Source organism: Kitasatospora aureofaciens, from assembly GCF_001188955.3.
Taxonomy (GTDB): Bacteria; Actinomycetota; Actinomycetes; order Streptomycetales; family Streptomycetaceae; genus Kitasatospora; species Kitasatospora aureofaciens.
Genome location: NZ_JPRF03000032.1, coordinates 17,138 through 41,560, shown reverse-complemented (window position 1 = coordinate 41,560; position 24,423 = coordinate 17,138). Strand labels below are relative to the sequence as shown.

The 24,423-nt window shown below is 71.6% G+C and carries 19 protein-coding genes; 5 read left to right on the top strand and 14 right to left on the bottom strand.

Annotated elements, in window-relative coordinates; all coding sequences use genetic code 11:
- Nucleotides 1–8 precede the first annotated feature (8 nt).
- The 3 genes from dnaE to HS99_RS20655 all read right to left on the bottom strand — a co-directional run bounded on the left by dnaE (nucleotide 9) and on the right by HS99_RS20655 (nucleotide 5,012).
- Complete coding sequence (gene dnaE, locus HS99_RS20665) at nucleotides 9–3,542, bottom strand: DNA polymerase III subunit alpha (protein WP_030280404.1); 3,534 nt, start codon at nucleotides 3,540–3,542, stop codon at nucleotides 9–11.
- Nucleotides 3,543–3,680: 138 nt separating this feature from the next.
- Complete coding sequence (locus tag HS99_RS20660; protein WP_030550057.1) at nucleotides 3,681–4,538, bottom strand: hypothetical protein; 858 nt, start codon at nucleotides 4,536–4,538, stop codon at nucleotides 3,681–3,683.
- A gap of 87 nt (nucleotides 4,539–4,625) precedes the next feature.
- Entirely contained in the window at nucleotides 4,626–5,012 is a 387-nt protein-coding gene (locus HS99_RS20655; protein WP_030280400.1) for a VOC family protein, read from the bottom strand.
- A gap of 462 nt (nucleotides 5,013–5,474) precedes the next feature.
- On the opposite strand from HS99_RS20655, the gene HS99_RS20650 reads away from it, so the two are divergent.
- A complete protein-coding gene (locus HS99_RS20650) occupies nucleotides 5,475–7,571 on the top strand; it encodes a transglycosylase domain-containing protein (protein WP_223886091.1) in 2,097 nt (698 codons plus the stop codon).
- Nucleotides 7,572–7,710: 139 nt separating this feature from the next.
- On the opposite strand, the gene HS99_RS20645 is transcribed toward HS99_RS20650, so the two are convergent.
- The 3 genes from HS99_RS20645 to HS99_RS20635 are packed head-to-tail and all read right to left on the bottom strand — an operon-like array spanning nucleotide 7,711 to nucleotide 9,908.
- Nucleotides 7,711–8,604 carry a DUF2268 domain-containing putative Zn-dependent protease gene (locus HS99_RS20645; RefSeq protein WP_030550055.1) on the bottom strand — a complete coding sequence of 298 codons (894 nt, stop codon included), beginning with the start codon at nucleotides 8,602–8,604 and terminating at the stop codon, nucleotides 7,711–7,713.
- 54 nt (nucleotides 8,605–8,658) lie between these two features.
- Complete coding sequence (locus HS99_RS20640) at nucleotides 8,659–9,096, bottom strand: nucleoside deaminase (protein WP_030550053.1); 438 nt, start codon at nucleotides 9,094–9,096, stop codon at nucleotides 8,659–8,661.
- Nucleotides 9,093–9,908: an LLM class flavin-dependent oxidoreductase gene (locus HS99_RS20635; RefSeq protein ID WP_030550051.1), complete on the bottom strand. Its 816-nt coding sequence runs from the start codon at nucleotides 9,906–9,908 to the stop codon at nucleotides 9,093–9,095. The genes HS99_RS20640 and HS99_RS20635 overlap by 4 nt, the downstream gene beginning before the upstream one ends.
- Nucleotides 9,909–10,001: 93 nt before the next feature.
- Between HS99_RS20635 and HS99_RS20630 the strand changes: the two genes are divergently transcribed.
- Nucleotides 10,002–10,448 (top strand): Lrp/AsnC family transcriptional regulator, encoded by a 447-nt coding sequence (locus tag HS99_RS20630; protein WP_030280390.1) that lies wholly within the window; start codon nucleotides 10,002–10,004, stop codon nucleotides 10,446–10,448.
- A 44-nt stretch (nucleotides 10,449–10,492) separates the two neighbouring features.
- Here the strand turns inward: HS99_RS20630 and HS99_RS20625 are convergent, their stop codons facing one another.
- Nucleotides 10,493–11,089 carry a dienelactone hydrolase family protein gene (locus HS99_RS20625; protein WP_267883934.1) on the bottom strand — a complete coding sequence of 199 codons (597 nt, stop codon included), beginning with the start codon at nucleotides 11,087–11,089 and terminating at the stop codon, nucleotides 10,493–10,495.
- Nucleotides 11,090–11,154: 65 nt separating this feature from the next.
- Nucleotides 11,155–11,538 (bottom strand): ArsR/SmtB family transcription factor, encoded by a 384-nt coding sequence (locus tag HS99_RS20620; RefSeq protein WP_223886090.1) that lies wholly within the window; start codon nucleotides 11,536–11,538, stop codon nucleotides 11,155–11,157.
- Nucleotides 11,539–11,691: 153 nt separating this feature from the next.
- Between HS99_RS20620 and HS99_RS20615 the strand changes: the two genes are divergently transcribed.
- Nucleotides 11,692–12,960 (top strand): MFS transporter, encoded by a 1,269-nt coding sequence (locus HS99_RS20615; protein ID WP_078958622.1) that lies wholly within the window; start codon nucleotides 11,692–11,694, stop codon nucleotides 12,958–12,960.
- A gap of 183 nt (nucleotides 12,961–13,143) precedes the next feature.
- Nucleotides 13,144–13,827 carry a TetR family transcriptional regulator gene (locus tag HS99_RS20610; RefSeq protein ID WP_050366826.1) on the top strand — a complete coding sequence of 228 codons (684 nt, stop codon included), beginning with the start codon at nucleotides 13,144–13,146 and terminating at the stop codon, nucleotides 13,825–13,827.
- Between the two features lie 21 nt (nucleotides 13,828–13,848).
- On the opposite strand, the gene HS99_RS20605 is transcribed toward HS99_RS20610, so the two are convergent.
- The 6 genes from HS99_RS20605 to HS99_RS20580 form a co-directional block, all read right to left on the bottom strand.
- Entirely contained in the window at nucleotides 13,849–14,631 is a 783-nt protein-coding gene (locus HS99_RS20605; protein WP_167344901.1) for an ABC transporter permease, read from the bottom strand.
- Nucleotides 14,632–14,747: 116 nt separating this feature from the next.
- Nucleotides 14,748–17,567: an alpha/beta fold hydrolase gene (locus tag HS99_RS20600; RefSeq protein ID WP_043387713.1), complete on the bottom strand. Its 2,820-nt coding sequence runs from the start codon at nucleotides 17,565–17,567 to the stop codon at nucleotides 14,748–14,750.
- Nucleotides 17,568–17,899: 332 nt separating this feature from the next.
- The gene (locus tag HS99_RS20595; protein WP_030280375.1) at nucleotides 17,900–18,361 is read right to left on the bottom strand and encodes a GNAT family N-acetyltransferase; all 462 of its coding nucleotides are present in this window, start codon (nucleotides 18,359–18,361) and stop codon (nucleotides 17,900–17,902) included.
- 1 nt (nucleotide 18,362) lies between these two features.
- Nucleotides 18,363–19,301, bottom strand: coding sequence for an RluA family pseudouridine synthase (locus HS99_RS20590; RefSeq protein ID WP_030280373.1), 939 nt, complete (start codon nucleotides 19,299–19,301; stop codon nucleotides 18,363–18,365).
- Nucleotides 19,302–19,366: 65 nt separating this feature from the next.
- On the bottom strand, nucleotides 19,367–20,041 hold the full coding sequence (gene lspA, locus HS99_RS20585; RefSeq protein ID WP_063737910.1) for a signal peptidase II: 675 nt from the start codon (nucleotides 20,039–20,041) through the stop codon (nucleotides 19,367–19,369).
- 127 nt (nucleotides 20,042–20,168) lie between these two features.
- Entirely contained in the window at nucleotides 20,169–20,717 is a 549-nt protein-coding gene (locus tag HS99_RS20580; RefSeq protein ID WP_094742833.1) for a TraR/DksA family transcriptional regulator, read from the bottom strand.
- 564 nt (nucleotides 20,718–21,281) lie between these two features.
- Between HS99_RS20580 and ileS the strand changes: the two genes are divergently transcribed.
- Complete coding sequence (ileS, locus tag HS99_RS20575) at nucleotides 21,282–24,410, top strand: isoleucine--tRNA ligase (RefSeq protein ID WP_030280369.1); 3,129 nt, start codon at nucleotides 21,282–21,284, stop codon at nucleotides 24,408–24,410.
- Nucleotides 24,411–24,423 lie beyond the last annotated feature (13 nt).

The window sequence follows — 24,423 nt, the reverse complement described above, 5'->3', positions numbered from 1 at the left end:
CGCTCCGGCTAGCCGGCCAGGCAGCTCGGCCCGAGCAGCTGCTTCAGGTCGCCGAACAGGGCCGGGTCCGACTTCACCCGGTGCCGGTCCAGCCGGAGCACCGTCGTCTTGGCGCGGCCCTCCAGCCGTACCCGCACCTCGGTGGTGCCCTTGTGGTGGGTCAGCACCTCGCTGAGCCGGGCGATCAGCGGCGGGGTGACCTTCCCGCTCGGGATGTTGATGGTGATCGGCGCCTCGGCGTGGGCGTTCGACAGGTCCGGGACGGACAGCTCCATGCCCATCAGCCGCGGCACGTCCTCCCGCTTGTCGAGCTTGCCGCGCACGAACACCACGGCGTCCTCGACCAGTTGGGAGGAGACCAGCTGGTAGCTGGCCGGGAAGAACATGCAGTCGATGGAGCCCGCCAGGTCCTCGACGGTGGCGATCGCCCAGGCGTTGCCCTGCTTGGTCATCTTCCGCTGGAGGCCCGAGATGATGCCGCCGATGGTGACGATCGAGCCGTCCGGCCGCTCGGCGAGGTCGGCGACCGCGCAGTCCGACTTGTCGGCGAGCACGTGCTCGATGCCGTGCAGCGGGTGCGAGGAGACGTACAGGCCGAGCATCTCCCGCTCCTGGGTGAGCAGGAAGGACTTGTCCCACTCCTCCTCGGAGAAGACGACGTCCAGCCCGAAGCCGGGCTCGTCCGAGGTGGCGTCGCCGCCGAAGAGGTCGAACTGCCCCTCGGCCTCCTTGCGCTTGACCCCGACGACGTTGTCGATCATCGGCTCGAACTGCGCGCTCAGGCCCTTGCGGGTGTGCCCGAGCGAGTCGAACGCCCCGGCCTTGATCAGCGATTCGACGGTCCGCTTGTTGCAGACCACCGACTCCACCTTCTCCAGGAAGTCCGGGAAGGAGCTGAACTTCCCCTTGGCCTTCCGGGTGCGGATCATCGACTCGACCACCGGCCCGCCGACGTTGCGGATGGCGGTCAGGCCGAACCGGACGGTGTCGCTGCCGTGCGGCGTGAAGTCGGAGTCCGACTCGTTGACGTCCGGCGGCAGCACCTGGATGCCCATCTTGCGGCACTCGTTGAGGTAGACCGCCGACTTGTCCTTGTCGTCCTTGACGGAGGTGAGCAGGCCGGACATGTACTCGGCCGGGTAGTTGGCCTTGAGGTACGCCGTCCAGTACGAGACCAGCCCGTACCCGGCGGTGTGCGCCTTGTTGAACGCGTAGCCGGAGAAGGGGACCAGGACGTCCCACACCGCCTGGATGGCCGCGTCGGAGTAGCCGCGCTCGCGGCAGCCCTTCTGGAAGGGGACGAACTCCGCCTCCAGGATCTCCTTCTTCTTCTTGCCCATCGCGCGGCGCAGCAGGTCGGCCTGGCCGAGCGAGTAGCCGGCCAGGATCTGCGCGGCCTTCTGCACCTGCTCCTGGTAGACGATCAGGCCGTAGGTGGGCCGGAGCACCTCCTCCAGGGGCTTCTCCAGCTCCGGGTGGATCGGGGTGATCTCCTGCTGGCCGTTCTTGCGCAGCGCGTAGTTCGTGTGGGAGTTGACGCCCATCGGGCCCGGGCGGTACAGCGCGAGGACGGCCGAGATGTCCTCGAAGTTGTCGGGCTTCATCAGCCGCAGCAGCGAGCGCATCGGCCCGCCGTCGAGCTGGAAGACGCCCAGCGTGTCGCCGCGGGCGAGGAGTTCGTAGGTGGGCTTGTCGTCGAGGGGCAGCTCAAGAAGGTTGATCTTGATGCCCTTGTTCTTCTCGATCGCCTTGACGGCGTCGTCCATGATCGTCAGGTTGCGCAGGCCGAGGAAGTCCATCTTCAGAAGGCCGAGGCCCTCACAGGTGGGGTAGTCGAACTGCGTGATGGTGACGCCGTCGGTGTGCCGGGTCCAGACCGGGATGTGGTCGGTCAGCGGCTCCGCGGACATGATCACGCCGGCCGCGTGCACGCCGGGCTGACGGATCAGGCCCTCGATGCCGCGTGCGGTGTCGATGACCTTCCGCACGTCCGGGTCGTTCTCGTACAGCCCCCGGATCTCGCCCGCCTCGCTGTAGCGGGGGTGCGTCGGGTCGGTGATGCCGGACAGCGGGATGCCCTTGCCCATGACGTCCGGCGGCATCGCCTTGGTGATCCGGTCGCCCATCGCGTAGGGGTAGCCGAGGACCCGGGAGGAGTCCTTGATGGCGGCCTTCGCCTTGATGGTGCCGTACGTGACGATCATGGCGACCTTGTCGGACCCCCACTTCTCCGTCACGTAGCGGATCACGTCACCGCGCCGGCGCTCGTCGAAGTCGATGTCGACGTCGGGCATGGAGATGCGCTCGGGGTTGAGGAAGCGCTCGAAGATCAGGCCGTGCGGGATGGGGTCGAGGTCGGTGATGCCCATCGCGTACGCGACCAGCGAACCGGCCGCCGAACCACGGCCCGGGCCCACCGCGATGCCCTGGCTCTTGGCCCACATGATGAAGTCCGCGACCACGAGGAAGTACGCCGGGAACCCCATCTGGATGATGGTGTCCATCTCGTACTCGGCGAGCTTCCTGTGCTCCTCGTCGTACCCGTTCGGGAAGCGCCAGTCCATGCCCTCCCAGACCTTGGACCGGAAGAACTCCGCCTCGGACTCGAAGCCCTCCGGGATCGGGAAGCGGGGCATCAGGTTCTTGAACTTGAACATGCCCTCGGTGTCGACCCGGGAGGCGACCAGCAGCTGGCTGTTGCGGCAGCCCTCCTGCCAGGCGTCCGAGGAGTCCAGCGCGTACATCTCGGCGGCGGACTTGATGTAGTAGCCGGTCCCGTCGAAGCGGAAGCGGTCCGGGTCCGAGAGGTTCTTGCCGGTCTGCACGCAGAGCAGCAGGTCGTGGGCAGCGGCGTCGGCCTCGGTGGTGTAGTGCGAGTCGTTGGTGACCACCGGGGGGATGTTCAGCTTCCTGCTGATCTCCAGCAGCCCGTCGCGGACCCGCTTCTCGATCTCCAGGCCGTGGTCCATGAGCTCCAGGAAGTAGTTCTCCTTGCCGAAGATGTCCTGGTAGTCGGCGGCGGCCTTCACGGCCTCGTCGAACTGCCCGAGCCGCAGCCGGGTCTGCACCTCACCGGAGGGGCAGCCGGTGGTGGCCATCAGCCCGCCGGACAGTTCGGAGATCAGCTCCTTGTCCATCCGGGGCCACTTCACCAGCCAGCCCTCGGCGTACGAGCGCGAGGTCAGCTTGAAGAGGTTGTGCAGGCCCTCCTTGTTCCGGGCCCAGATGGTCTTGTGGGTGTACGCGCCGGACGCCGAGACGTCGTCCTTCTTCTGGTGCGGCTGGCCCCACAGGACACGCTTGGTGTTCGACCGGGACTCGGGCGCGACGTACGCCTCGATGCCGATCACCGGAGTGATCCCCGCGTCGGTCGCCTGCTTGTGGAACTCGGCGGCGCCGTACATGTTCCCGTGGTCGGTCATCGCGACATGGGTCTGCCCCAGCCGCTCGACCTCCTTGAACATCTGCTTCAGCCGGGCGGCACCGTCCAGCATCGAGTACTCGGTGTGGACGTGCAGGTGCGCGAACGGCTGGTCGCTCAAGGCGGGGCCTCCGGAGGCTCTGGTGCTGATCTGGTGGGCCGGCGAACGTGCAGGTCACAGGAGTTTCCCCTGGAAATGGCGGTGGCCCGGAACACCTCTCGGGGTCCGGACCATCACTCACACGTTCACGCGTCCACTCTAGCCCGCCCCTCCCCGGGAGACGCACCCCCGCAACCCTCCGGCCGGAGCGAGCCCGGCCAGCCGCGCTCCGGCCGTGTTACTGACCTCCGGTTCCTCGATCGGGTCGTCCCGGAGGAACGCCAGCCGGGCCCGCACCTGTGGCGTGTCCGGGGCGTGTTCCGCCCCCAGCAGGCGCGCGTCCGCCTCGCAGTCCCAGAGCGACTCGGTGTACGCCTCCGCCATCCCGGCCGAGCCCAGGGCCGCCAGCGCTTCCAGGTACGCGGCCCGTTCGGACGAGTGCGGCGTCTGCAGCCAGAACCGGCGCAGCAGCGACACGGCGTCCGCCGCCTCGGGACCGAACCGTGCCAGCCCGCGTGCCAGGCGCGTCGGACCGCACCAGGCACGATCCACCCAGGCCCGCTCCAACTCGGCGACGAGGGCCGGAACGTCCCGCTCCTCACCGTGCCCCACCGCCGAACCCGCCCCAGCCCCTGCGCGCTCCCGCCACGCGGACGCGGACGCCCCCAGCGCCCCCAGCGCCCCGCGGGCTCCCAGCGCCTCCCGGGCCTCCGCCGAGCCGCCGAGCGCCAGCAGCCCCAGAACCCGGACAGCCCGCGCACGGGCCTCTTCGGCCCCGGACAACACCTCGACCACCGGCCCGAGCGGCAACTCCAGATCCCGGATCAACCGCGCGAGGTAGCGCCCCCGCTCGTCGACGCGCGGATCCCAGCGCCACTCCCACCGGATGCACCCGTACACCAGCTCCGCAGCCGCCCCCGGATCCTCCGCCGCCATCAGCGCACCCAGGCCCCGCCCCCGCTGCAACAACCCCGGCAGCGTCCCCGCCGGCGCGTACTCGTATCTCCGCTCTGCCACGCCCCCATCGTGCCCCAGCCCCCTTCGCCGGCGACAAAAGGCCGCCGCACAGGAAGTCGGCCCGCCCGACTTCCTGTGCGGCCCCGGTCAGCCGACCTCGCCGTCCCGTGGAGCGAACACGCAGAACTCGTTCCCCTCGGGATCCGCCAGCACATGCCAGTGCACCTCACCGCTGGGCCCCCGCACCACCGTCGCCCCGAGCGTCACCAATCGGGCCGCATCACCCCACACGTCCAGGTGCATCCGGTTCTTGACCGTTTTCGCCTCCGCCACCGGATTGATCCAGATCAGCGGTCCGTTCCCGCCCGGATCCACGATCGGAACACCCCATCCGTCCGGCAGTTCCACCCCGTCGATCGACTGCCTGCGCACGTACCCGATCGCCGCGCACCACCAGTCCGCCAACCCCTCGTGGTCCCGTGCGTCCAGTGCCAGATCCTTGAACCGCGCGGGCGCCCCGCTCTCGTCGCTCATGCGCTGCACCCAACCAGCAATCCCACGTCCCCGCATTCCAATTGCCCCCAGGCCAGGGCTTTCCGGGCACCCCGCCGGCCCGATGGACACGCCGCCGCGCGGATGGGTGCAACGTTTCGCCCCACTCACCGCATCAAAGTGATGACGGACCACGGAAGGGGGAGGGGCGACGCACTCCAGGGGGGCCTCAGCGAGTGCGCATTCAGCAGATCTCCAAATTCTTCCGCATTCATTGAGTTCGTACACGGACAATTTCCTCGAAGCCGAATTCCACCCCTGTTGCAAACCCGTGACACTTGCCCCCGGAAAATCGTTCGCCCCACAAGGACCGGGAGTTAGCATTCCGGAATGGAATCGAATCCCTCTCCGATACGGAATTCCTCCGACGACCACGCCGCCGACCCCCGCCCGCCCCGCAGGACGCCGCTCCGGCTGGCCCGCTCCGGTGCGACCTTCGTAGGGGTGAGCGTCGTGTCAGGCGTGCTGCTGGCGGGCCTCGCCCTACCGGTCGCCGGTGGCATCGGACTGACCGCCAAGAGCACGGCGGAGGGCTTCGACGACATTCCCGACGACTTCAAGACCCCGCCGCTCACCCAGGCCACCCAGATCTTCGACGCCAAGGGCGGCCTGATCGCGAAGGTCTACGAGCGCGACCGCACCGTCCTGCCCCCCGACCAGATGTCGCCGTACATGCGCCAGGCCCAGGTCGACATCGAGGACGCCCGCTTCTACGAGCACGGCGCCGTCGACCTCAAGGGCGTCCTCCGCGCACTGAGCAAGAACGCGGAGAGCGGCACCGCCTCCCAGGGCGCCTCCACCCTCACCCAGCAGTACGTGAAGAACGTCAACGTGGAGAAGGCCGGCGACAACAAGGGCGCCGTCCTGGAGGCCCAGCGCAAGACCCTGGGCCGCAAGATCCAGGAGCTCAAGATCGCGATCAAGCTGGAGGAGGACCTGCCCAAGGACCAGATCCTCACCAACTACCTCAACATCACGTACTACGGGAACGGCGCCTACGGCGTGGAGGCCGCCTCCCAGCGCTACTTCAGCAAGGACAACAAGGACCTGACCATCGCCGAGGCCGCCACCCTCGCCGGCCTCGTCCAGAACCCGTCGCAGTACGACCCGAAGCTGCACCCTCAGGCCGCGCAGAAGCGCCGGGACACCGTCATCGACAAGATGCTGGAGAACAGGCACATCACCGCCGGCCAGGCGAAGGAGGCCAAGGCCGCCCCACTGGGCCTCAAGTACAAGGAGCCGCACAACGGTTGCATCACCGCCAAGGCAGGCATGGGCTTCTTCTGCGACTACGTCCGCAACGTCGTCAAGCAGGACCCGGCCTTCGGCAAGAGCGCCGAGGACCGCAAGAAGCTCTGGGACACCGGCGGCCTGAACATCCACACCACCCTCGACCCGGACAAGCAGGCCGCCGCCCAGAACGCGGTGAGCAGCAAGGTGGCCGTCACCGACACCGTCTCCGCCGCCGCCAGCATGGTCGAGCCGGGCACCGGCAAGATCCTCGCCATGGCCCAGACCCGCCCGTACGGCCTGGACACGACCAAGAACCAGACCGTCGTCAACCTCAACGTCGACGCCGCGATGGGCGGCGGCAACGGCTTCCAGCCCGGCTCCACGTTCAAGCCGGTCGTCGCGGCCGCGGCGCTGGAGGCGGGACTGCCGCCGGTCCAGGAGTACACGACCCCGAACAAGATCGAGTACCCGACCATGAAGACCTGCGAGGGGACTTGGCGCAACGAGACCAGGCCCAGGACAGTGGTGCCCAACGAGTCCGCGAGCGAGAAGGGCACGTACCAGCTGAAGGAGGCGATGGCCCGGTCGGTCAACACCTACTTCGTGCTGATGGAGCAGGAGATCGGCCTCTGCGCGGTCAAGCAGATGGCCAACAAGCTCGGCATCACCGCCAAGGCCAGCGGCAAGCCACTGGAGGAGGTCCCCGCGATGGCCCTGGGCGTGGAGGAGATGAGCCCGCTGACCATGGCGGGCGTGTACGCCACCTTCGCCGCCGAAGGCACCCACTGCGACCCGATCGCCATCACCAAGATCACCACCGTGGACGGCAAGGACGTCCCCGTCCCGGCCGGCCACTGCGAGCGGGCCTTCTCCGAGACGACGGCACAGGAGATGAACACCGTCCTGAACGGCGTGACCAAGGACGGCGGCACCGGCTCGGAGCTCCACCTGGAGGACAACCGGCAGATCGCGGGCAAGACCGGCACCTCCGACCACAAGAGGGCCGCCTGGTTCGACGGCTACACCCCGCAGCTGGCCACCGCCGTCTGGCTCGGCGGCCCGGCGGGCGGCGTCGAGATGCGCGACATCACCATCAACGGGGACTACCACACCGAGGTGTTCGGCGCCGACGGCCCCGGCCCGATCTGGCGGGTCGCCATGAACGACGCCCTGCGCGGCACGCCCAAGCAGTCCCTGCCGATGGCTGACATCCCCGACCCGGTCACCAAGCCCGACCCGAGCACCACCGGAAGCCCCACCGGAAGCACCGACGCCCCGAGCACCACCCCCTCCGGCTCCCAGCACTGACCGGCCCCACCCCCACGGCACTTCACCCCGCCGAGCACCGGCTCGGCGGGGTGGAGCACCGGTGAAGCATCCGGGACCAGGGCGGCGCAGCCGCCGGGGCGTCCCCTCGCGCGCCCCGCCGACCGACCCGTCTCCCCCCTCACGCCCCGGTCCGCACCCCCGCGTTGGCCAGAACCTCGCCCACCGGCAGCGCCACGCTCTGCGCGGCGGTCAGCCCCGAGGCCGCCAGGTGCGCGTCGGCGATCCGCAGCCCGGCACCGTACCCGGCGAAGTCCGGCAGCCCGACCGGCTCGTGCCCCAGCCGCAGCGCGGTCGCGTCCCCGAAGACGTACGGCGGCAGGTTCCCCATCCCCGTCACGTCGATCGCGGCCGTGATCCGCTCGTACGCGCCGTCCAACTCGGGGCCGGTGAGCGCCGTCGACCACGGGCCCAGGGCGTCCTCCCCCGCCAACTCCCGTACGAAGGCCTCGGCCAGGCCCTCCGCCACGACCTGCTCGCCGACGGTGACCGTCGCCGGGTCCCACACCACGTTGGCGTACCGGACGTTGTGGTGGACCTCGTGCGCCGCGGCGTGACCGATCTTCGCCAGGCTCGTCTCGGTCGGCCACATCACCAGCTGGATCGCCCCGGGGATCCCGCCCATCCCGAAGTAGCCGCCGCTGCGGACGGTCAGGTGCTCGTCGTCCGGGTTGCCGAGCACCAGCACCACGTGCACCGTCTCGGCGTGCCGCACACCCGGCACCGCGGCGTCGATCCGCTGCCACGCGGCCCGGACCGACTCCTCGACCCTGCTCCACACCCCCTCCTCCCGCATCCGCCGCACCGCGGGCAGGTACCGCTCGTCGTCCCGGTCGAGCCGGAACCCGCTCCCCATCGCCTGGTGCAGCCCCACCAGATCCACCGGCCCCATCACCCGGGACATCGCGCCCTCCAGCGGCCGGTACATCTCCCGCAATGCGCCGGCCCGCTCGCCGACCGGTCGCCGCAGCAGTTCGAGCATCGCGCTCGCCGTGTCATGAACCACGATCTCCATGCCCCGAGACCGTAGGACCTCACGTCACGTGAGGGTCAACTCCCGCCCCCGCGTTCAGCCCTCCCGGTAGTACGCCTCGATCGGCCCCCGCGCCTCGTCGAACAGCGCCGGCCCGTCGTGCGCCACCACCGGCCAGGCCCCCGAGGCCGGGTTGAGCTCGACCAGTTGCGCGGTCGCCAGCGCGTACACGACCCGCCCGATGCCCGAGCGGACCAGTGCCCCCGCGCACATGCCGCACGGCTGGCAGCTGGTGTACAGGGTGGCACGCGCGGCCGCCTCCTCGTCGAGCACCCGGGCGGCCCAGCGGGCGAGCTTGAGTTCCGGGTGCGCCGTGATGTCGTCGTCCCGCCGGACGGTGTTGTGCGCCTCGGCCAGCACCGTCCCGTCCGGTCCGGCCAGCAGCGAGCCGTACGGCGCGTCCCCGAGTTCCACGGCCCTCGCGGCGATCCCGATCGCGCGCCGCAGCAGCGCCTCGTCAGCCGTCGTGATCACGAACTCCTCCTCCACGCCTCGGACACCGCCGTCAGCGCCCGCCAGGCGGTCTCGGGCCGCCGGGTCTCCTCCGGGTCGCCGTGGTACGGGTCCAGCACCACGGCCTCGGCCCCGAGTCCGTGCAGTTCCCGCAAGTCGGCCACCACCTGTTCCAGGTCGCCGACCCCGGCGGGCCGGTCCGGGCCGGGCACCGGTTCGTCCGTCAGCCGCAGGGCGACCCGCGGCGCGAAGCCGGGCAGCTCGTGCCGCTCCAGCACCGACCGCATCCGCTCCACGGGCAGCCGCAGCGGGTGCCAGGCGTCGCCGAGCTCCGCCGCCCGTCGGATCGCCGCCTCGCTGTGGCCCCCGACCCACACGGGAGCGGCGGCGCCGTCGCCCTGCTTCACCCAGGACTCCCGCACGGCCCACAGGTACTCGTCCGTCAGCCGGCCCCGCGCGCCGAACGGCACCCCGAGCGCCTCGAACTCCTGCCGCGCCCAGCCGAGGCCGACGCCGAGCACGAACTGGCCGCCGCTGAGCCGGTGCAGGCTGCTGGACATCCGCGCCACCAGCAGCGGGTTGCGGTACGGCAGCACCAGGACGGTCGTGCCCAGCCGCAGCCGTCCGTCGGTCACTCCGGCCAGCCAGGACAGCGTCGCGAAGGGGTCGTAGAAGGGTTCCGGGTAGCGCTCGGCCACGTCCGCCGTCACGGCGACGTGGTCGGACACCATCACCAGGTCGAACCCGAGCCCCTCGACGACCCGCGCCCAGTCGCGCAACAGTCCGGGGTCGGTTCCGGGCCCGAAGTTCGGTACGTTGACGCCAAGTTGCATGCCACGAGGCTATTCCCGGGCACATCGCGCGGGGAACCCGATCCTCCCGGTAGAGACGGCCTCCCGCCGCGAATGTCCCGGTAATATCGCCGGATGGCCGCGAATCTCGACGAGACCGACTGGGCGATCATCGAACAGCTCCAGCAGGAGGGCCGGATCTCCCTCAGCGAGCTGGGCCGACGCGTCAACCTGAGCGCGTCCGCCACCACCGAGCGGGTGCGGAACCTGGAGTCGCTGGGCGTCATCACCGGCTACCACGCCACCGTCGACCTGGCCAAGGTCGGCTACCCGGTGCTCGCCGTCGTCCGGCTGAAGTACCCGGGCAACCGCCACCAGCCGCTGCACGAGCTGCTCGCCCGGCGCCGCGAGATCCTGGAGTGCCTGCGCACCACCGGCGACGACTGCTACACCCTCAAGATCGCCGCGACCTCCATGGAGCACCTGGAGACCCTGGTGGACTCCCTCGCCGGCTTCGGCTCCACCACCACCAGCGTCGTCTACAGCCAGACCCTCCCCCGCCGCGGCCCGGTCCGGCCGTAGACCGCCCATTCCCTCCGGGGCCGCGGCGGGGGCCGGCGGGCCCGCTACTCCTCCAGGTCCGCGAGGAAGTCCAGCGCCGCCGCCCAGGCCCGCTCCGCCGCCTCCGCGTCGTAGTCGTCCAGGTCCGGGTCGGTGAACAGGTGCCCGGCGCCCTGGTAGCGGTGCACCTCGACCTCCGCGCCCGCCCGCCGCATCCGCAGGTACCAGGCGTTCAGCCAGTCCTCCGGCTCGTGCGGGTCCGGCTCCGCCATGTGCAGCTGCACCGGGACGCCGGTCACCGCGTCCTCACGCAGGTCCGAGGTGCCGTGCAGGAGCAGCAGTCCGCGCGCCTTCTCGTCCGCCAGCGCCAGGTTCTGCGCGATCGCGCCGCCGAGCCCGATCCCGGCGTACACCAGCCCGCCCTCGGACAGCGGGGCGGAGGCGGTCACCGCGCGCCGGAGCAGCTCGTCCCCGCCGCCGACCTCCTCCTGGTAGGTCCGGGAGGCCTCGGAGTCGTCGAAGGTGCGCCCCTCGAACAGGTCCGGCGTGTGCACGGTGTGCCCGGCGGCGCGCAGCCGGTCGGCGGCGCCGCGCACGGCCGGGTTCAGGCCGTGCGAGGAGTGGAAGAGGACGATCTGGGCCACGGTCGGGTCCTTCGGCAAACGAGGTCAGGGATACCCACCCATGATCCCGCACCGCACCCCGGTACCACGCCCGAGGCGGCGCGTCAGCCCTGCGGGGTCCAGGCGGCCACCAGGTCGAGCAGCCCGGGGAAGCGGGCGTCGAGGTCCTCGACCCGTACGTGGCTGCGCCGCTCCAGCCCGTACTGGCGCTGCCGGGTGATCCCGGCCTCGCGCAACGCCCTGAAGTGGTGGGTGAGCGAGGACTTGGGCCGGTCGAGCCCGAACCACCCGCAGGAGTGGTCGAAGTCCTCGGACTCCAGCAGCAGCTTCCGGACGATGGTCAGCCGCAGCGGGTCGCTGAGCGCTCCGAGGACGGTCTCCAGCCGCAGTTCGTCGATGCCCGGCTCGGGCAGCGGCGCCGGCAGGTCGGCCGGCTCGGGGAGCACCTTGACGGCGGGTGCACCGGCCGTGGTCACGGGCCTGGTCAACTCCTCGACTCCTCACGTTCCCAAGGCTTCGTCGGCGCGTGCGGCGCCGTGACTCGGCATCAGCAATCAGTACGACTCAAATCGTACTGCATGCTAGGTTCGACTCAACTCGTACTGCTGCGGACCAGCAGCGCACCTCGGGAGGGAACAGTCATGCCCGCGACCCGGACCACCCCCGACCGGCCGACGGAACCGCACCGGTCGGCCCCCACCGCACCCGCACCCGCACCCCCCACCGCATCCGCACCCCTGTGGTGGATCTGGCTGGCCGCCTACCCGGTCACCGCCGTGTTCGTGCTCTCCAACGCCGCCACCCCCCTGTACGTGCTGTGGCAGCACGACATCGGCTTCTCCAAGGGCACCCTGACCGTGGTGTTCGCCTTCTACATCGTCGGCCTGATCGGCTCACTGCTGGTCTCCGGAGTGGCCTCCGACCGGGTCGGCCGCAAGCCCGTCCTGCTGCCCGCCCTGGCGCTCGGCCTCACCGCCTGCCTGATCTTCGGGACCGCCACCAGCGTCGCCGCACTGATCGTGGCGCGGCTGTTCACCGGCATCGCGGTCGGCGCCGTGGTCTCGGCCGGGATGGCCGCGGTCACCGACGTCGCCGGGCCCGAGCGCAAGCGGACCGCCGCCCTGCTGGCCTCCTGTGCGATGGTCTTCGGCGCCGGCCTGGGCCCGCTGCTGGCCGGAGTGCTCTCCGAGCTGGCGCCCGCGCCGACCACCACCGTCTTCGTCGTCGAGGCCGCGGTCCTGGCCGGGGCGGTGCTGGTCGTGCTGCGGATGCCGGTGCGCCGGCCCGAGGGCGGCGGCCGGGGCGCCTGGATACGGGTGCCCGGCGTCCCGCGCGGCAACGGCCGTCAACTCGCCCTCGGCATCGCGGTGTTCGCGCCCGGCATCACCGCCACCTCGTTCGTGCTCTCGCTCGGCCCCTCGCTGCTGTCCGGTCTGCTCGGCACCACCAACCGGATCGTCGCCGGCGCCATGGCCTTCGCGATGTTCCTCGCCGCCACCGGAGTGCAGTTCGCCGTCCAGAGGCTGCGCCGCCGCACCGTCCTGACCGCCGGCGCAGCGGCCACCGCGCTGAGCATGGTCACCCTGGCCGTGGCCGTGCACACCGAGGCGGTGGCAGTGCTCGTCCTCGCCGCGCTGCTGGCCGGGGCGGGCCAGGGCATGGACCAGCTCGGCGGCCTGTCGCTGCTCAACGCCGGCATCCCGCCGCAGCGCCTCGCCGAGGCCAACGCCGCGTTCAACGTGGGCGGTTACGTCCCGGCCGGACTGCTGCCGGTCTCGGCCGGCTACCTCAGCGACGCGGTGGGCCTGACCAGCGGCGCCACCGTCTTCGCCGCCGTCCTGCTGGGCCTCGCCGCCCTCGGCGGCCTGGTGGTCCTCGCCACCGGGCGCACGGTGACGGACCCCGCCTGACGGGCCGCCCGCAGACCCGGACCGCCGCGTCGCTCACCTGTTCGCAAGATTCCTATAGGTATGTTTTTTGCCCCCTATGTCAGAACCATCAGCAGGGACATTCAAACTGCAAAGGAAGGCCTTGCAGCAACATTCCATCCCGATGGTATGTATGGGTTCCAGGCAACGACGGAGGGCAGGGCCATGGCCAAGCAGGAGCGGGCACGACGCACACGGGAGAAGGTCCTGACGGCCGCGGCCGAGGTGTTCGCCGTTCAGGGCTACGCCAGCACCACGCTGAACACCGTGGCCGAACGCATCGGCATGACCAAGGGCGCGCTCTACGGCCACTTCCCCTCGAAGCGCTCGCTGGCCCGGGCCCTGATCGACGAGTCCCGCCACACCTGGACGAGCCTGCACGCCGCGTACGACATCCCGGGCGCCGACGCCGCCGAGGTGCTCCAAGGCGTCGTGGTGGGCTTCACGGACCGGCTGCGCTCGGACGTGCGGCTACGGGCCGCGCTCCGGCTCGCGGTCGACCACCCCGACCTCGCCCCCGCCCGCTGCGACGTCCTCGCCGAGATGCACGACGCCCTGACCGACCTGGTCCGCCGCGCCCAGCGCGACAGCGGCTTCCCCGACCACTGCCCGCCCCTGGTCGCCGAACTGCTGCTGACCGTGATCCGGGGGCTGCTGACCACGGCCGAAGGCACCGCGGACAACACCACCCCGGACAACAGCACCGCCGACTGCGGCGGCGCCGCGAACACCGTCGCCGCCAACAGCCCCGCCGACAACAGCCTCGCCCCCCGCAGCGGTGAGCCCCTGTGGCGGCTGCTCTTCACCGCCCTGTCCGCCGACCCGGCCCCGACCCCCGCCCTCCCCTGACGGGCCCACCGGAGCGCCCCGCTAAGACACCACGTCCTTGCGAGCGAACCCGCGGAACGCCAGCACCAGCAGCACCACCGCGTACGACAGCGACAACGAGACCCCCTGCAGCATGCCGCCCCACTCCAGCTGCGGCTGCAGGGCGTCCGCCCAGGCGTACTGCCAGTGCGCCGGAAGCCACTCCCGCAGGTCGCCCAGTGCGGTGACCGCGTCCAGCACCCCGGTGATGATCGACAGGAACACCGCCCCGCCGACCGCCCCGAGCGGCGCGTCCGTCGCCGTCGAGAGCCAGAACGCCAGCGCGGCGATCACCAGCTCGCTCAGGAACACGAACGCCACCGCGATCGCGATCCGGGGCAGCGCCTCCCCGGCCGGCAGGCTGGCCCCGGCGGGCAGCTTCAGGTCACCCCAGCCGTACGCCACCGTCCCCACCACCAGCCCGATCGCGGGCAGCATGACGATCGCCACCGCCGAGAACGCCAGCCCGACCGCGAACTTGCGGGCCAGCAGCCGCGCCCGCGGCACCGGCGCGGCCAGCAGGTAGCGCAGCGAGGACCAGCTGGCCTCCGAGGCCACCGTGTCCCCGCAGAACAGCGCGACCGGGATCACCAGCATGAAACCGGTGCCCACGAACAGCATGGTGACCGCGAAGTTGGCCCCGGAGGCGGTGGCCAGGTCGATGAAGGTGGTCCGGTCCGGACGCCCCGGGGTGCCGCCGATCTGGAACGCCGCCAGGATGACGAACGGCATCGCGGCCAGTACCCCGCCGATCACCAGCGTGCGGCGACGGCGCAGCTGACGCATCGCCTCCACCCGCAGCGGCAGCGTCCGGCCCGGACGGTACCCCTCGGCATGGTCCGCCCCGGCGTGGTCCGACCCAGCGTGGTCCGAGGAGACCCCATCCGTAGTAACACCAGCGCTCACGCCGCACCTCCGATCAATGACAGGAACGCGTCCTCCAACCGCCGCTGCGGCCCGGCGCTCTCCACCGGCACCCCCAGCCGCACCAGCTCCGCCAGCAGCTCGCTCGCCGCGAGCCCGTCCAGCCGGACCAGCAGCCCGCCCCCGACGGCCTCCGCCGAGCCGACCCCGGCCAGCGCGCCGACCTTCTCGACCACCGACTCCGGGGCGTAGGACGCGGCCACCCCGATCATCAGCAGCTCACCGGCGCCGACGATCTCACCGACCGGCCCGGCCGTCACCAGCTGCCCGCGGTCCATCACCACCAGGTCGGTGCAGCTCTGCTCGACCTCGGCCAGCAGGTGGCTGGAGACGATGACGGTCCGCCCGCCCGCCGCGTACCGGATCATCACCTCGCGCATCTCGCGGATCTGCGGCGGGTCCAGTCCGTTGGTCGGCTCGTCCAGGATCAGCAGGTCCGGCATCCCGAGCATCGCCTGCGCGATGGCGAGCCGCTGCCGCATGCCCTGGGAGTACGTGCGCACCGCGCGGTCCAGCGCCTCGCCGAGCCCGGCGATGGCCAGCGCCTCGTCGAAGCGCGCGTCGGCCTCCGGGCGCCCGGTGGCCTGCCAGTACAGCCGCAGGTTGGCCCGCCCGGTGAGGTGCGGCAGGAAGCCCGCGCCCTCCACGAAGGCGCCGACCCGCGAGAGCACCGGCGCCCCGGGGCGGATCAGGTGCCCGAAGACCCGGATCTCCCCGGCGTCCGGCCGGATCAGGCCCATCAGCATCCGCAGCGTGGTGGTCTTGCCCGCGCCGTTCGGCCCGAGCAGGCCGAGCACCTGGCCCTGCTCCACCCGGAAGCCCAAGTCCCTTACGGCGTAACGGTCCTGGGAACCCTTGTAGCGCTTGCTCAGCCCGCTGATCCGCAGCGGCACCCCGGCCAGTTCCGGATCGAACTCGGGGCCCGAGGACGTACCGGCCACCGAACGCCGCCGCCGCGCCCACGGCACCAGCACCAGCCCCGCGGCCACCACCACGGCCGCCACCGGCAGCATCCAGGTCCGCGCGGGCAGCGGAGCCGCCTCCGTGACCAGCTCCCGCACCGTCGGCGCGGCGAGCGCCCCGGCCACGGCCACCCGGTAGGTGGCCGGCTCGTTCGGCGAGGCGTACGCGAGGTCGGTGGAGGCCAGCACCAGCCGCAGCCGGTGCCCGGCCGGGAAGTCGTGGTCCACGGCGGGCAGCCGGACCGTCACCGTCTTCCCCTCGTCCGCGCCCGTCACCCGCAGCGGAGCCGCGAGCTGCTCCGGCAGCACCGCCTTGCCGTCCGGGCCGACGTCGTACACCTTCGCGAACAGCACCGCGTCCGGCCGGTCCGCCTTCACCCGCACCGGCACGGTCGGCTGTCCGGTCAGGTGCAGCGAGGTGTCCAGCGGCGCCGAGTCGAAGGCGGCGTTCTGCCCGGGGAAGTCCAGCGACAGCCCGGCCCCGAGCGCGGCCGCCTGGCTCAGCGCGCCGATCCCCGGCAGCGTCGAGATCCCGGGCGGCGCCCCGCCGGGCGGGTTGGCGACGGTCCTCTCCCCACCCGCCAGCTCGACGGACCGCGTTCCGGTGCCGCCGAGCCCCGGGTAGCGGTCGGCGTCGGCGCCACGCAGCACGGCCTGGAAGCCGGTCGAGTCGACGCCGCCGGTCCGGGTGACCCGGAAGCCCGGGCCGGTGTCGTTGCCGAGCCCCTTCAGGTAGTGGTCGAACCAGGCGGTCACCCGGTCGTCCACCCGGGCGCTGGTGTCCGTGCCGCCGTCGTGCCCGCCCGCGAACCAGTCCACCGAGACGGGCGCGCCGTTGGCCGCCACCGCCCGGGCGATCCGGTCGCCCTGGTCCAGCGGGAACAGCGAGTCCTGCTGCCCCTGCACCACCAGGGTGGGCGCCTTGAGCTGCGCCGCCACCGAGGACGGGCTGGACCTGTCCAGCAGTGCCACGGCCTCCGGGTCGGCGTGGCCGGCGGTCGCGACCCGGTCGTACATCTGGCACAGCGACTCCAGGAACCGCCCGCACCCGACCTGCCCGTCCGCCACCGCCGGATCCGGCTTTCCGGCGTCCGGGTTCGCCCCGCTGCGCGGCGCACCGCCCGAGGGCCCGAGACCGCCCGCCGAACCGGGGGCCGCCGAGCCGGTGGTGAAGAAGATCCCGGCCCACAGCTTCTTGAACACGCCGTCCGCCGCGCCCGAGCCGTCCACCCCCTGCGGGAACAGCGCGTCGGCCAGGTTCCACCAGGTGATCTGGGTGGCCACCGCGTCGATCCGGCGGTCGTACGCCGAGGCCAGCAGCGAGATCGCCCCGCCGTACGACGCCCCGGTGATGCCGACCCGCGGGTCGCCGGGCCCGTCGAGCTCCACCTCGGGGCGCTGGGCCAGCCAGTCCACCAGGTGCCTGACGTCCTCGACCTCGCGGTCGGGCGCGTTCAGGCCGATCTTCCCGCCGGAGTGTCCGAAGCCGCGCGCCGACCAGGTCAGCACCGCGTAGCCCTGCCGGGCCAGCTGCTCGGCGCGGTCCCGCTCGCCCTCCTTGGAGCCGCCGAAGCCGTGCGCGAGCAGGACGGCCGGTCGCGGGCTGGTGCCGGTGGTGAAGAAGGAGGTGTCCAGCTGGACCTGCTGGGTGCTGCCGGGCGTCTCCGGCATGCCGAGGAACCGGTCCTCCTGATGGACCGCCTGTTCACTGCCGGACGCCACCGTCGCCGTGCCGACCCCGGCGACCGCCACCAGGGCCACCGCCCCGGCCAGCACCCTGCGCCGCACCGACGTACCCCGGCCGCGCCACCGGCGCCATGCCCCACCGAACTCCATGGGGGCTGATCGTATCCGTCGTCCGGGTAGGCGTCCGATAAAGCCATCGGCCCTTTCCGCCCGGTTCGCCCCGTTCAATCCCGGTATCGCACGGCTCACCCGGCTCTCCCCCGGCCCGGACGACACCCCGAGAAGGCCCCTGTGCTCCGGCCGCCGCTCATCCTGCTCGTCACCGTCGCCGCCACCCGGGCGGTCGGCCGGATCGTCGACCAGGCCCTCCGGCGGATCTTCCACCTGTCCGACGACGCGAGCGCCCCGCGCCCCGGAAGGGGCGCGGGGCGCTGTGTGAAGCGGGGGGAGGCCGCAGGCGCCGGAGCGCCGGAGCCCACCCGCTACAAAACCCTCGTCATCGTCCGGTGCGGAATCCCGGCGTCGTCGTACACCGGCCCCTCCGCCACGTACCCCAGCCGCTCGTAGAACCCGAGCGCCCGCACCTGCGCGTGCAGCTCGACCTCGACTCCGCCGCGCTCCCGCCCGGCCGCCTCGATCGCCCGGACCAGTTCGACCCCGAGCCCCGTCCCCCGGGCCGCCGCCAGGACCGCGAGCCGCCCGAGCAGCACCCGCCCCTCGACGCCTCCGGTCAGCTTCAGGGCCTCCTCGCCGAAGATCAGCCGCCCGGTCCCCAGCGCGGCGCCGTCCGCGCCCACCGCCAGCACGTGCACCGAGGTGGCGTCGTACTCGTCGTACTCCAGTTCCTCCGGCACGTTCTGCTCGACGACGAACACCTCACGCCGCACCGCCCGCACCTGCTCCAGGTCGGCCTCCCCCTCGGCGACCCGCACGGAGACCGTCATCTCAGCTCTCCGACGCGATGACGTCCAGCGCCTTCTGCAGGTCGGCCGGGTACTCGCTGCTGAACTCGACCCACTGCCCGTCCGCCGGGTGCTCGAAGCCGAGCGACACGGCGTGCAGCCACTGCCGGGTCAGCCCGAGCCGCTTCGCCAGCGTCGGGTCGGCGCCGTACGTCAGGTCGCCCACGCAGGGGTGCCGCAGCGCGGACATGTGGACGCGGATCTGGTGGGTGCGGCCGGTCTCCAGCTTGATGGCCATGAGCGAGGCCGCCCGGTACGCCTCGATCAGGTCGTAGTGGGTGACGGACGGCTTGCCCTCGCGGGTCACCGCCCACTTCCAGTCCGAGCTGGGGTGCCGGCCGATCGGCGCGTCGACCGTGCCGCTCAGCGGGTCCGGGTGCCCCTGGACCAGCGTGTGGTAGCGCTTGTCCGTGACCCGGTCGTGGAACTGCCGCTTGAGGTCGGTGTAGGCCCGCTCGGACTTGGCGACGACCATCAGCCCCGAGGTGCCGACGTCCAGCCGGTGCACGATGCCCTGCCGCTCGGCGGCACCGGAGGTCGAGATCCGGTAGCCGGCCGCGGCGAGCCCGCCGATGACGGTCGGGCCGGTCCAGCCGGGGCTCGGGTGCGCCGCGACGCCGACCGGCTTGTCGATCAGCACGATGTCCTCGTCGTCGTGGACGATCCGCATGCCGTCGACCGGCTCGGCCACGATCCGCACCGGGGCGGCGGGGGCGGGGATCTCGACCTCCAGCCAGGACCCGGCGGTCACCCGGTCCGACTTGCCGGCCACGGCGCCGTCGAGCGTCACCTTGCCCTCGGCGGCCAGCTCGGCGGCCTTGGTCCGGGAGAAGCCGAACATCCGGGCGAGGGCGGCGTCGAGACGCTCGCCCTCCAGACCGTCGGGAACGGGGAGGCTGCGGATCTGCGCTGCGGTACTCACCCGTACGAGTATGCCGGAAACCCGACCGCGCCCCGCCCGCCGGCCGCCCGGCCCGGGGTCGGGCCCTACTTCTCGCCCTTCTCCGCCGGCTGGTGCACGCTCCCGTCCGGGTTGCTGCCCCGGAAGGAGAGCAGCACGACGAGGATGCCGCCGCAGACGATCGCCGAGTCCGCGAGGTTGAACACCGCGAAGTGCTGGACCGAGATGAAGTCCACGACGTGCCCGCGGAAGACGCCCGGCGCACGGAACAGCCGGTCGGTGAGGTTGCCGAGGGCGCCGCCGAGCAGCAGCCCGAGCGCGATCGCCCACGGGAGGCTGTACAGCCGGCGGGCGATCCGCCAGATCACCACGATGACGGCCGAGGCGATCATCGTGAAGACGACGGTCAGGGCCTGCCCCATTCCGAAGGCGGCGCCGGAGTTGCGGATCACCTGGAGGGTGACGACGTCGCCGATCACCTTGATCGCCGCATGGTTCTCCAGCCTGGCGACGACCAGCAGCTTGCTGCCGAGGTCGATCAGGAAGGCGAGCACCGCGACGACCAGCAGCACCCCGACCCGGCGCCGGCCCGCGGGCTTGTCCGCCGCGGCGGCGCCGGACGCGGAGTCCGCCTCCGCGGGCCCGGTCGGCTCCACGGAATCGGCCACGGCCACCTCCACGCCATCGGCGGGGTTCGGGACGGCGTCGTCCCTGGTCTGGGGGGAACCTTGCGTACTGATGATCCGCTCCGCTGCCGATATGAGCCGGTGAGGGCCTGAACGCGTCCGTACCGACGAGTCAGGCGACGTTACGGGGTCGAGCGTACGGCAAGCCCGACCCCCCGCGTCGCCCCGATGGCGCGGCCGGTCGGCCGCTCGGTGCCCCGGTTCAGCGGCGTTCCTGCTTGGCCTTGCACTGCACGCAGAGCGTGGCCCGCGGGAAGGCCTGCATCCGGGCCTTGCCGATGGCCTGTCCGCAGGACTCGCAGGTGCCGAAGCCGACACCCTCCAGCCGCGCCAGGGCGCGTTCCGTCTGGGCGAGGCTGTCCCGCGCGTTGTTGGCGAGCGCCAGCTCACTCTCCCGCGAGATGTTCTTCGTACCGGCGTCCACCTGGTCGTCACCGGCTCCGTCGTTGGAGTCGCGCATCAGGCCGGCGATCGCGGCGTCGGCGGCGTCGATCTCGCCGCGCAGCCGCTCCAGGTCGTTGATCAGCTCGTCGTGCAACTCGTGGACCTCGTCCGAGGTCCAGGCCTCCTCACCCGGCCGGACGGGCAGTGTCGCCGGGTCGACCGACTCGGCTCCGCGCGTCACGGTGACGGTGTCGGCGCTGCTCTTCTGAGGTGCGGTAGTGGTCACGGTCCCCTCCCCTGGATCGGCCGCCACGGCCTTGCGTGCCCGCTTGGTGGCGGTACCCGCGCCGGTTGCCTTCTCAGCCATGGCTTCGACCCCATCTACGAACGAATCGAGCCGCCGGTTCCCGGCGGCCTCCAGTGCCGGAACGATAATCCCGATCAAAACCGGTCACAACATGACATACCGATGCCTCACGATGATCCCACCCAGGCAGCCGCCCCAACCGCCACGCCCCGCGCGCTGACAGACTTGTGCCCACCTCGCCCCCGCCTAATCGCCCCCGCTAATCGCCCCCGCCGACCGGCCCGGACCGCACCCCGGACCCGCTCCCCCGAATCCCCTTGGACAAACCGTCTGGCCCGGCCGATACACTGGCCCTGCAAGGCGCAGATGGGACGAGTACCGACGTACGCAGCCACCAGCGACCCGGGGACGGTGCGAGCCCGGGGGTGTGCACGGCGGGAAGATCACCCCGGAGCCGCCGGAAGAACAGCCACCGCGGTGGCCCACTAGACCCGGCAGCAAGCCCAAACAAGAGGGCCGCGAACGCAGCACCGCGGCCAAGGAGGGTGGTACCGCGGGGCGGCTGGTCCGTCTCGTCCCTCCGGAGGATCCAGTCCCAGCATCCGCCGGAGGTAGACGCCCGCGATGACCACCTACAACCCCGTCCCCGCACAGGTGGACCTCCCCGCACTCGAACACCAGATCCTCTCCTTCTGGCAGGACAACAAGGTCTTCCAGCGCAGCCTGGAGCAGTCCGAGGGCCGCCCCGAGTGGGTCTTCTACGAGGGCCCGCCGACCGCCAACGGCATGCCCGGCGCCCACCACATCGAGGCCCGCGTCTTCAAGGACGTCTTCCCGCGCTACCGGACGATGAAGGGCTACCACGTCGCCCGCAAGGCCGGCTGGGACTGCCACGGCCTCCCGGTCGAGCTCGCCGTCGAGAAGGAGCTGGGCTTCTCCGGCAAGCAGGACATCGAGGCGTACGGCATCGCCGAGTTCAACGCCAAGTGCCGCGAGTCGGTGACCCGCCACACCGACGCCTTCACCGAGCTGACCACCCGCATGGGGTACTGGGTCGACCTCGACGAGGCCTACCGGACGATGGACCCGTCGTACGTCCAGTCCGTCTGGTGGTCGCTCAAGCAGATCTTCGACAAGGGCCTGCTGGTCCAGGACCACCGGGTCGCCCCCTGGTGCCCGCGCTGCGGCACCGGCCTGTCCGACCACGAGCTGGCCCAGGGCTACGAGACCGTCGTCGACCCCTCGGTCTACGTCCGCTTCCCGCTCACCAGCGGCCCGCTGGCCGACCGGGCCGCCCTGCTGGTCTGGACCACCACCCCGTGGACCCTGGTCTCCAACACCGCCGCCGCCGTCCACCCGGAGGTCACCTACGTGGTGGCCACCGACGGCAACGAGCAGCTGGTCGTCGCCGAGCCGCTGGTCGCCAAGGCGCTCGGCGAGGGCTGGGAGACCACCGGCGAGTCCTTCACCGGCGCCGAGATGGAGCGCTGGGCCTACCGCCGCCCCTTCGACCTGGTCGAGATCGAGAACGCCCACTACGTCCTCAACGCCGACTACGTCACCACCGAGGACGGCACCGGCATCGTCCACCAGTCCCCCGCCTTCGGCGCGGACGACCTCGCGACCTGCCGCAAGTACGGCCTGCCGGTGGTCAACCCGGTGCTCGGCGACGGCACCTTCGCCCCCGAGGTCCCGCTGGTCGGCGGCCAGTTCTTCAAGAAGGCCGACGAGGCCCTGGTCGCGGACCTCAAGGAGCGCGGCCTGCTCTTCCGCCACCTGCCGTACGAGCACAGCTACCCGCACTGCTGGCGCTGCCACACCGCGCTGCTCTACTACGCGCAGCCGTCCTGGTACATCCGGACCACCGCCGTCAAGGACGCGATGATCCGCGAGAACGAGGCCACCAACTGGTTCCCGGACACGGTCAAGCACGGCCGCTTCGGCGACTGGCTCAACAACAACATCGACTGGGCGCTCAGCCGCAACCGCTACTGGGGCACCCCGCTGCCGATCTGGCGCTGCGAGGAGGGCCACCTCACCTGCGTCGGCTCGCTGGCCGAGCTGTCCGAGCTCACCGGCACCGACCAGAGCGCCCTCGACCCGCACCGCCCGTACATCGACGACGTGACCTTCGCCTGCCGCGACTGCGGCGGCACCGCCACCCGCGTGCCCGAGGTCATCGACGCCTGGTACGACTCGGGCTCGATGCCCTTCGCCCAGTACGGCTACCCGTACCAGAACAAGGAGCTGTTCGAGAAGCGCTACCCGGCGCAGTTCATCTCCGAGGCGATCGACCAGACCCGCGGCTGGTTCTACACCCTGATGGCCGTCGGCACCCTGGTGTTCGACAGGAACAGCTACGAGAACGTCGTCTGCCTGGGCCACATCCTGGCCGAGGACGGCCGCAAGATGTCCAAGCACCTGGGCAACATCCTCCAGCCGATCCCGCTGATGGACCAGCACGGCGCCGACGCCGTCCGCTGGTTCATGGCGGCCGGCGGCTCGCCCTGGTCGGCCCGCCGGGTCGGCCACGGCACCATCCAGGAGGTGGTCCGCAAGACCCTCCTCACCTACTGGAACACCGTCGCCTTCCAGGCCCTGTACGCCCGCACCTCCGAGTGGGCCCCCTCCGCGAGCGACCCGGCCCCGGCCGACCGCCCGCAGCTGGACCGCTGGGTGCTCTCCGAACTGAACACCCTGGTCCGTGAGGTCGACGCGGCCTTCGAGGCGTACGACACCCAGCGCGCCGGCAAGCTGCTCTCCGGCTTCGTCGACGACCTCTCCAACTGGTACGTCCGCCGCGGTCGCCGCCGCTTCTGGCAGGGCGACGCCGCCGCGCTCGCCACCCTGCACGAGGCGCTGGAGACCGTCACCCGTCTGATGGCCCCGCTCACCCCCTTCATCACCGAGCGGGTCTGGCAGGACCTGGTCGTCCCCGTCACCCCGGACGCCCCGACCTCGGTACACCTGGCCACCTGGCCCGAGGCCGACGAGACCCTGATCGACACCGAGCTCTCCCGGCACATGGCCCTGGTCCGCCGCCTGGTCGAACTGGGCCGTGCCACCCGCGCCGAGTCCGGCGTGAAGACCCGCCAGCCGCTCTCCCGCGCCCTGGTCGCCGCCCAGGGCTGGGAGGAGCTGCCCGCCGACCTGCGCGCCCAGATCGCCGAGGAGCTCAACGTCTCCACCCTGGAGTCCCTCGCCGAGGTCGGGGGCTCGCTCGTCGACACCACCGCCAAGGCCAACTTCCGCGCCCTGGGCAAGCGCTTCGGCAAGGGCGTCCAGGACGTCGCCAAGGCCGTCGCCGCCACCGACGCCGCCCGCCTGGCCACCGAACTGCGCGCCGACGGCCGGACCAGCATCGACCTGAACGGCGAGACGATCACCCTCTCCCCCGACGAGGTGATCATCACCGAAACCCCGCGCGAGGGCTGGGCCGTCGCCAACGAGTCCGGTGCCACCGTCGCCCTCGACCTGACCATCACCCCGGAACTCAAGCGCCTCGGCATCGCCCGCGACGCGATCCGCCAGATCCAGGAAGCCCGCAAGAACTCCGGCCTCGACGTAGCCGACCGCATCATCCTCCGCTGGCGCGCCACCACGGAGGAAACCGCCGAAGCGATCGCCGAACACGGCCCCCTCGTCGCCGAAGAGGTCCTCGCCACCGACTTCGCCGCCGGCGAAGCCGACTGGACCTCCGACACCTTCACCGACGAATCCCTCGGCCTCGCCTTCCAACTCCGCAAGGCCTGACCCCCCGAAAGCC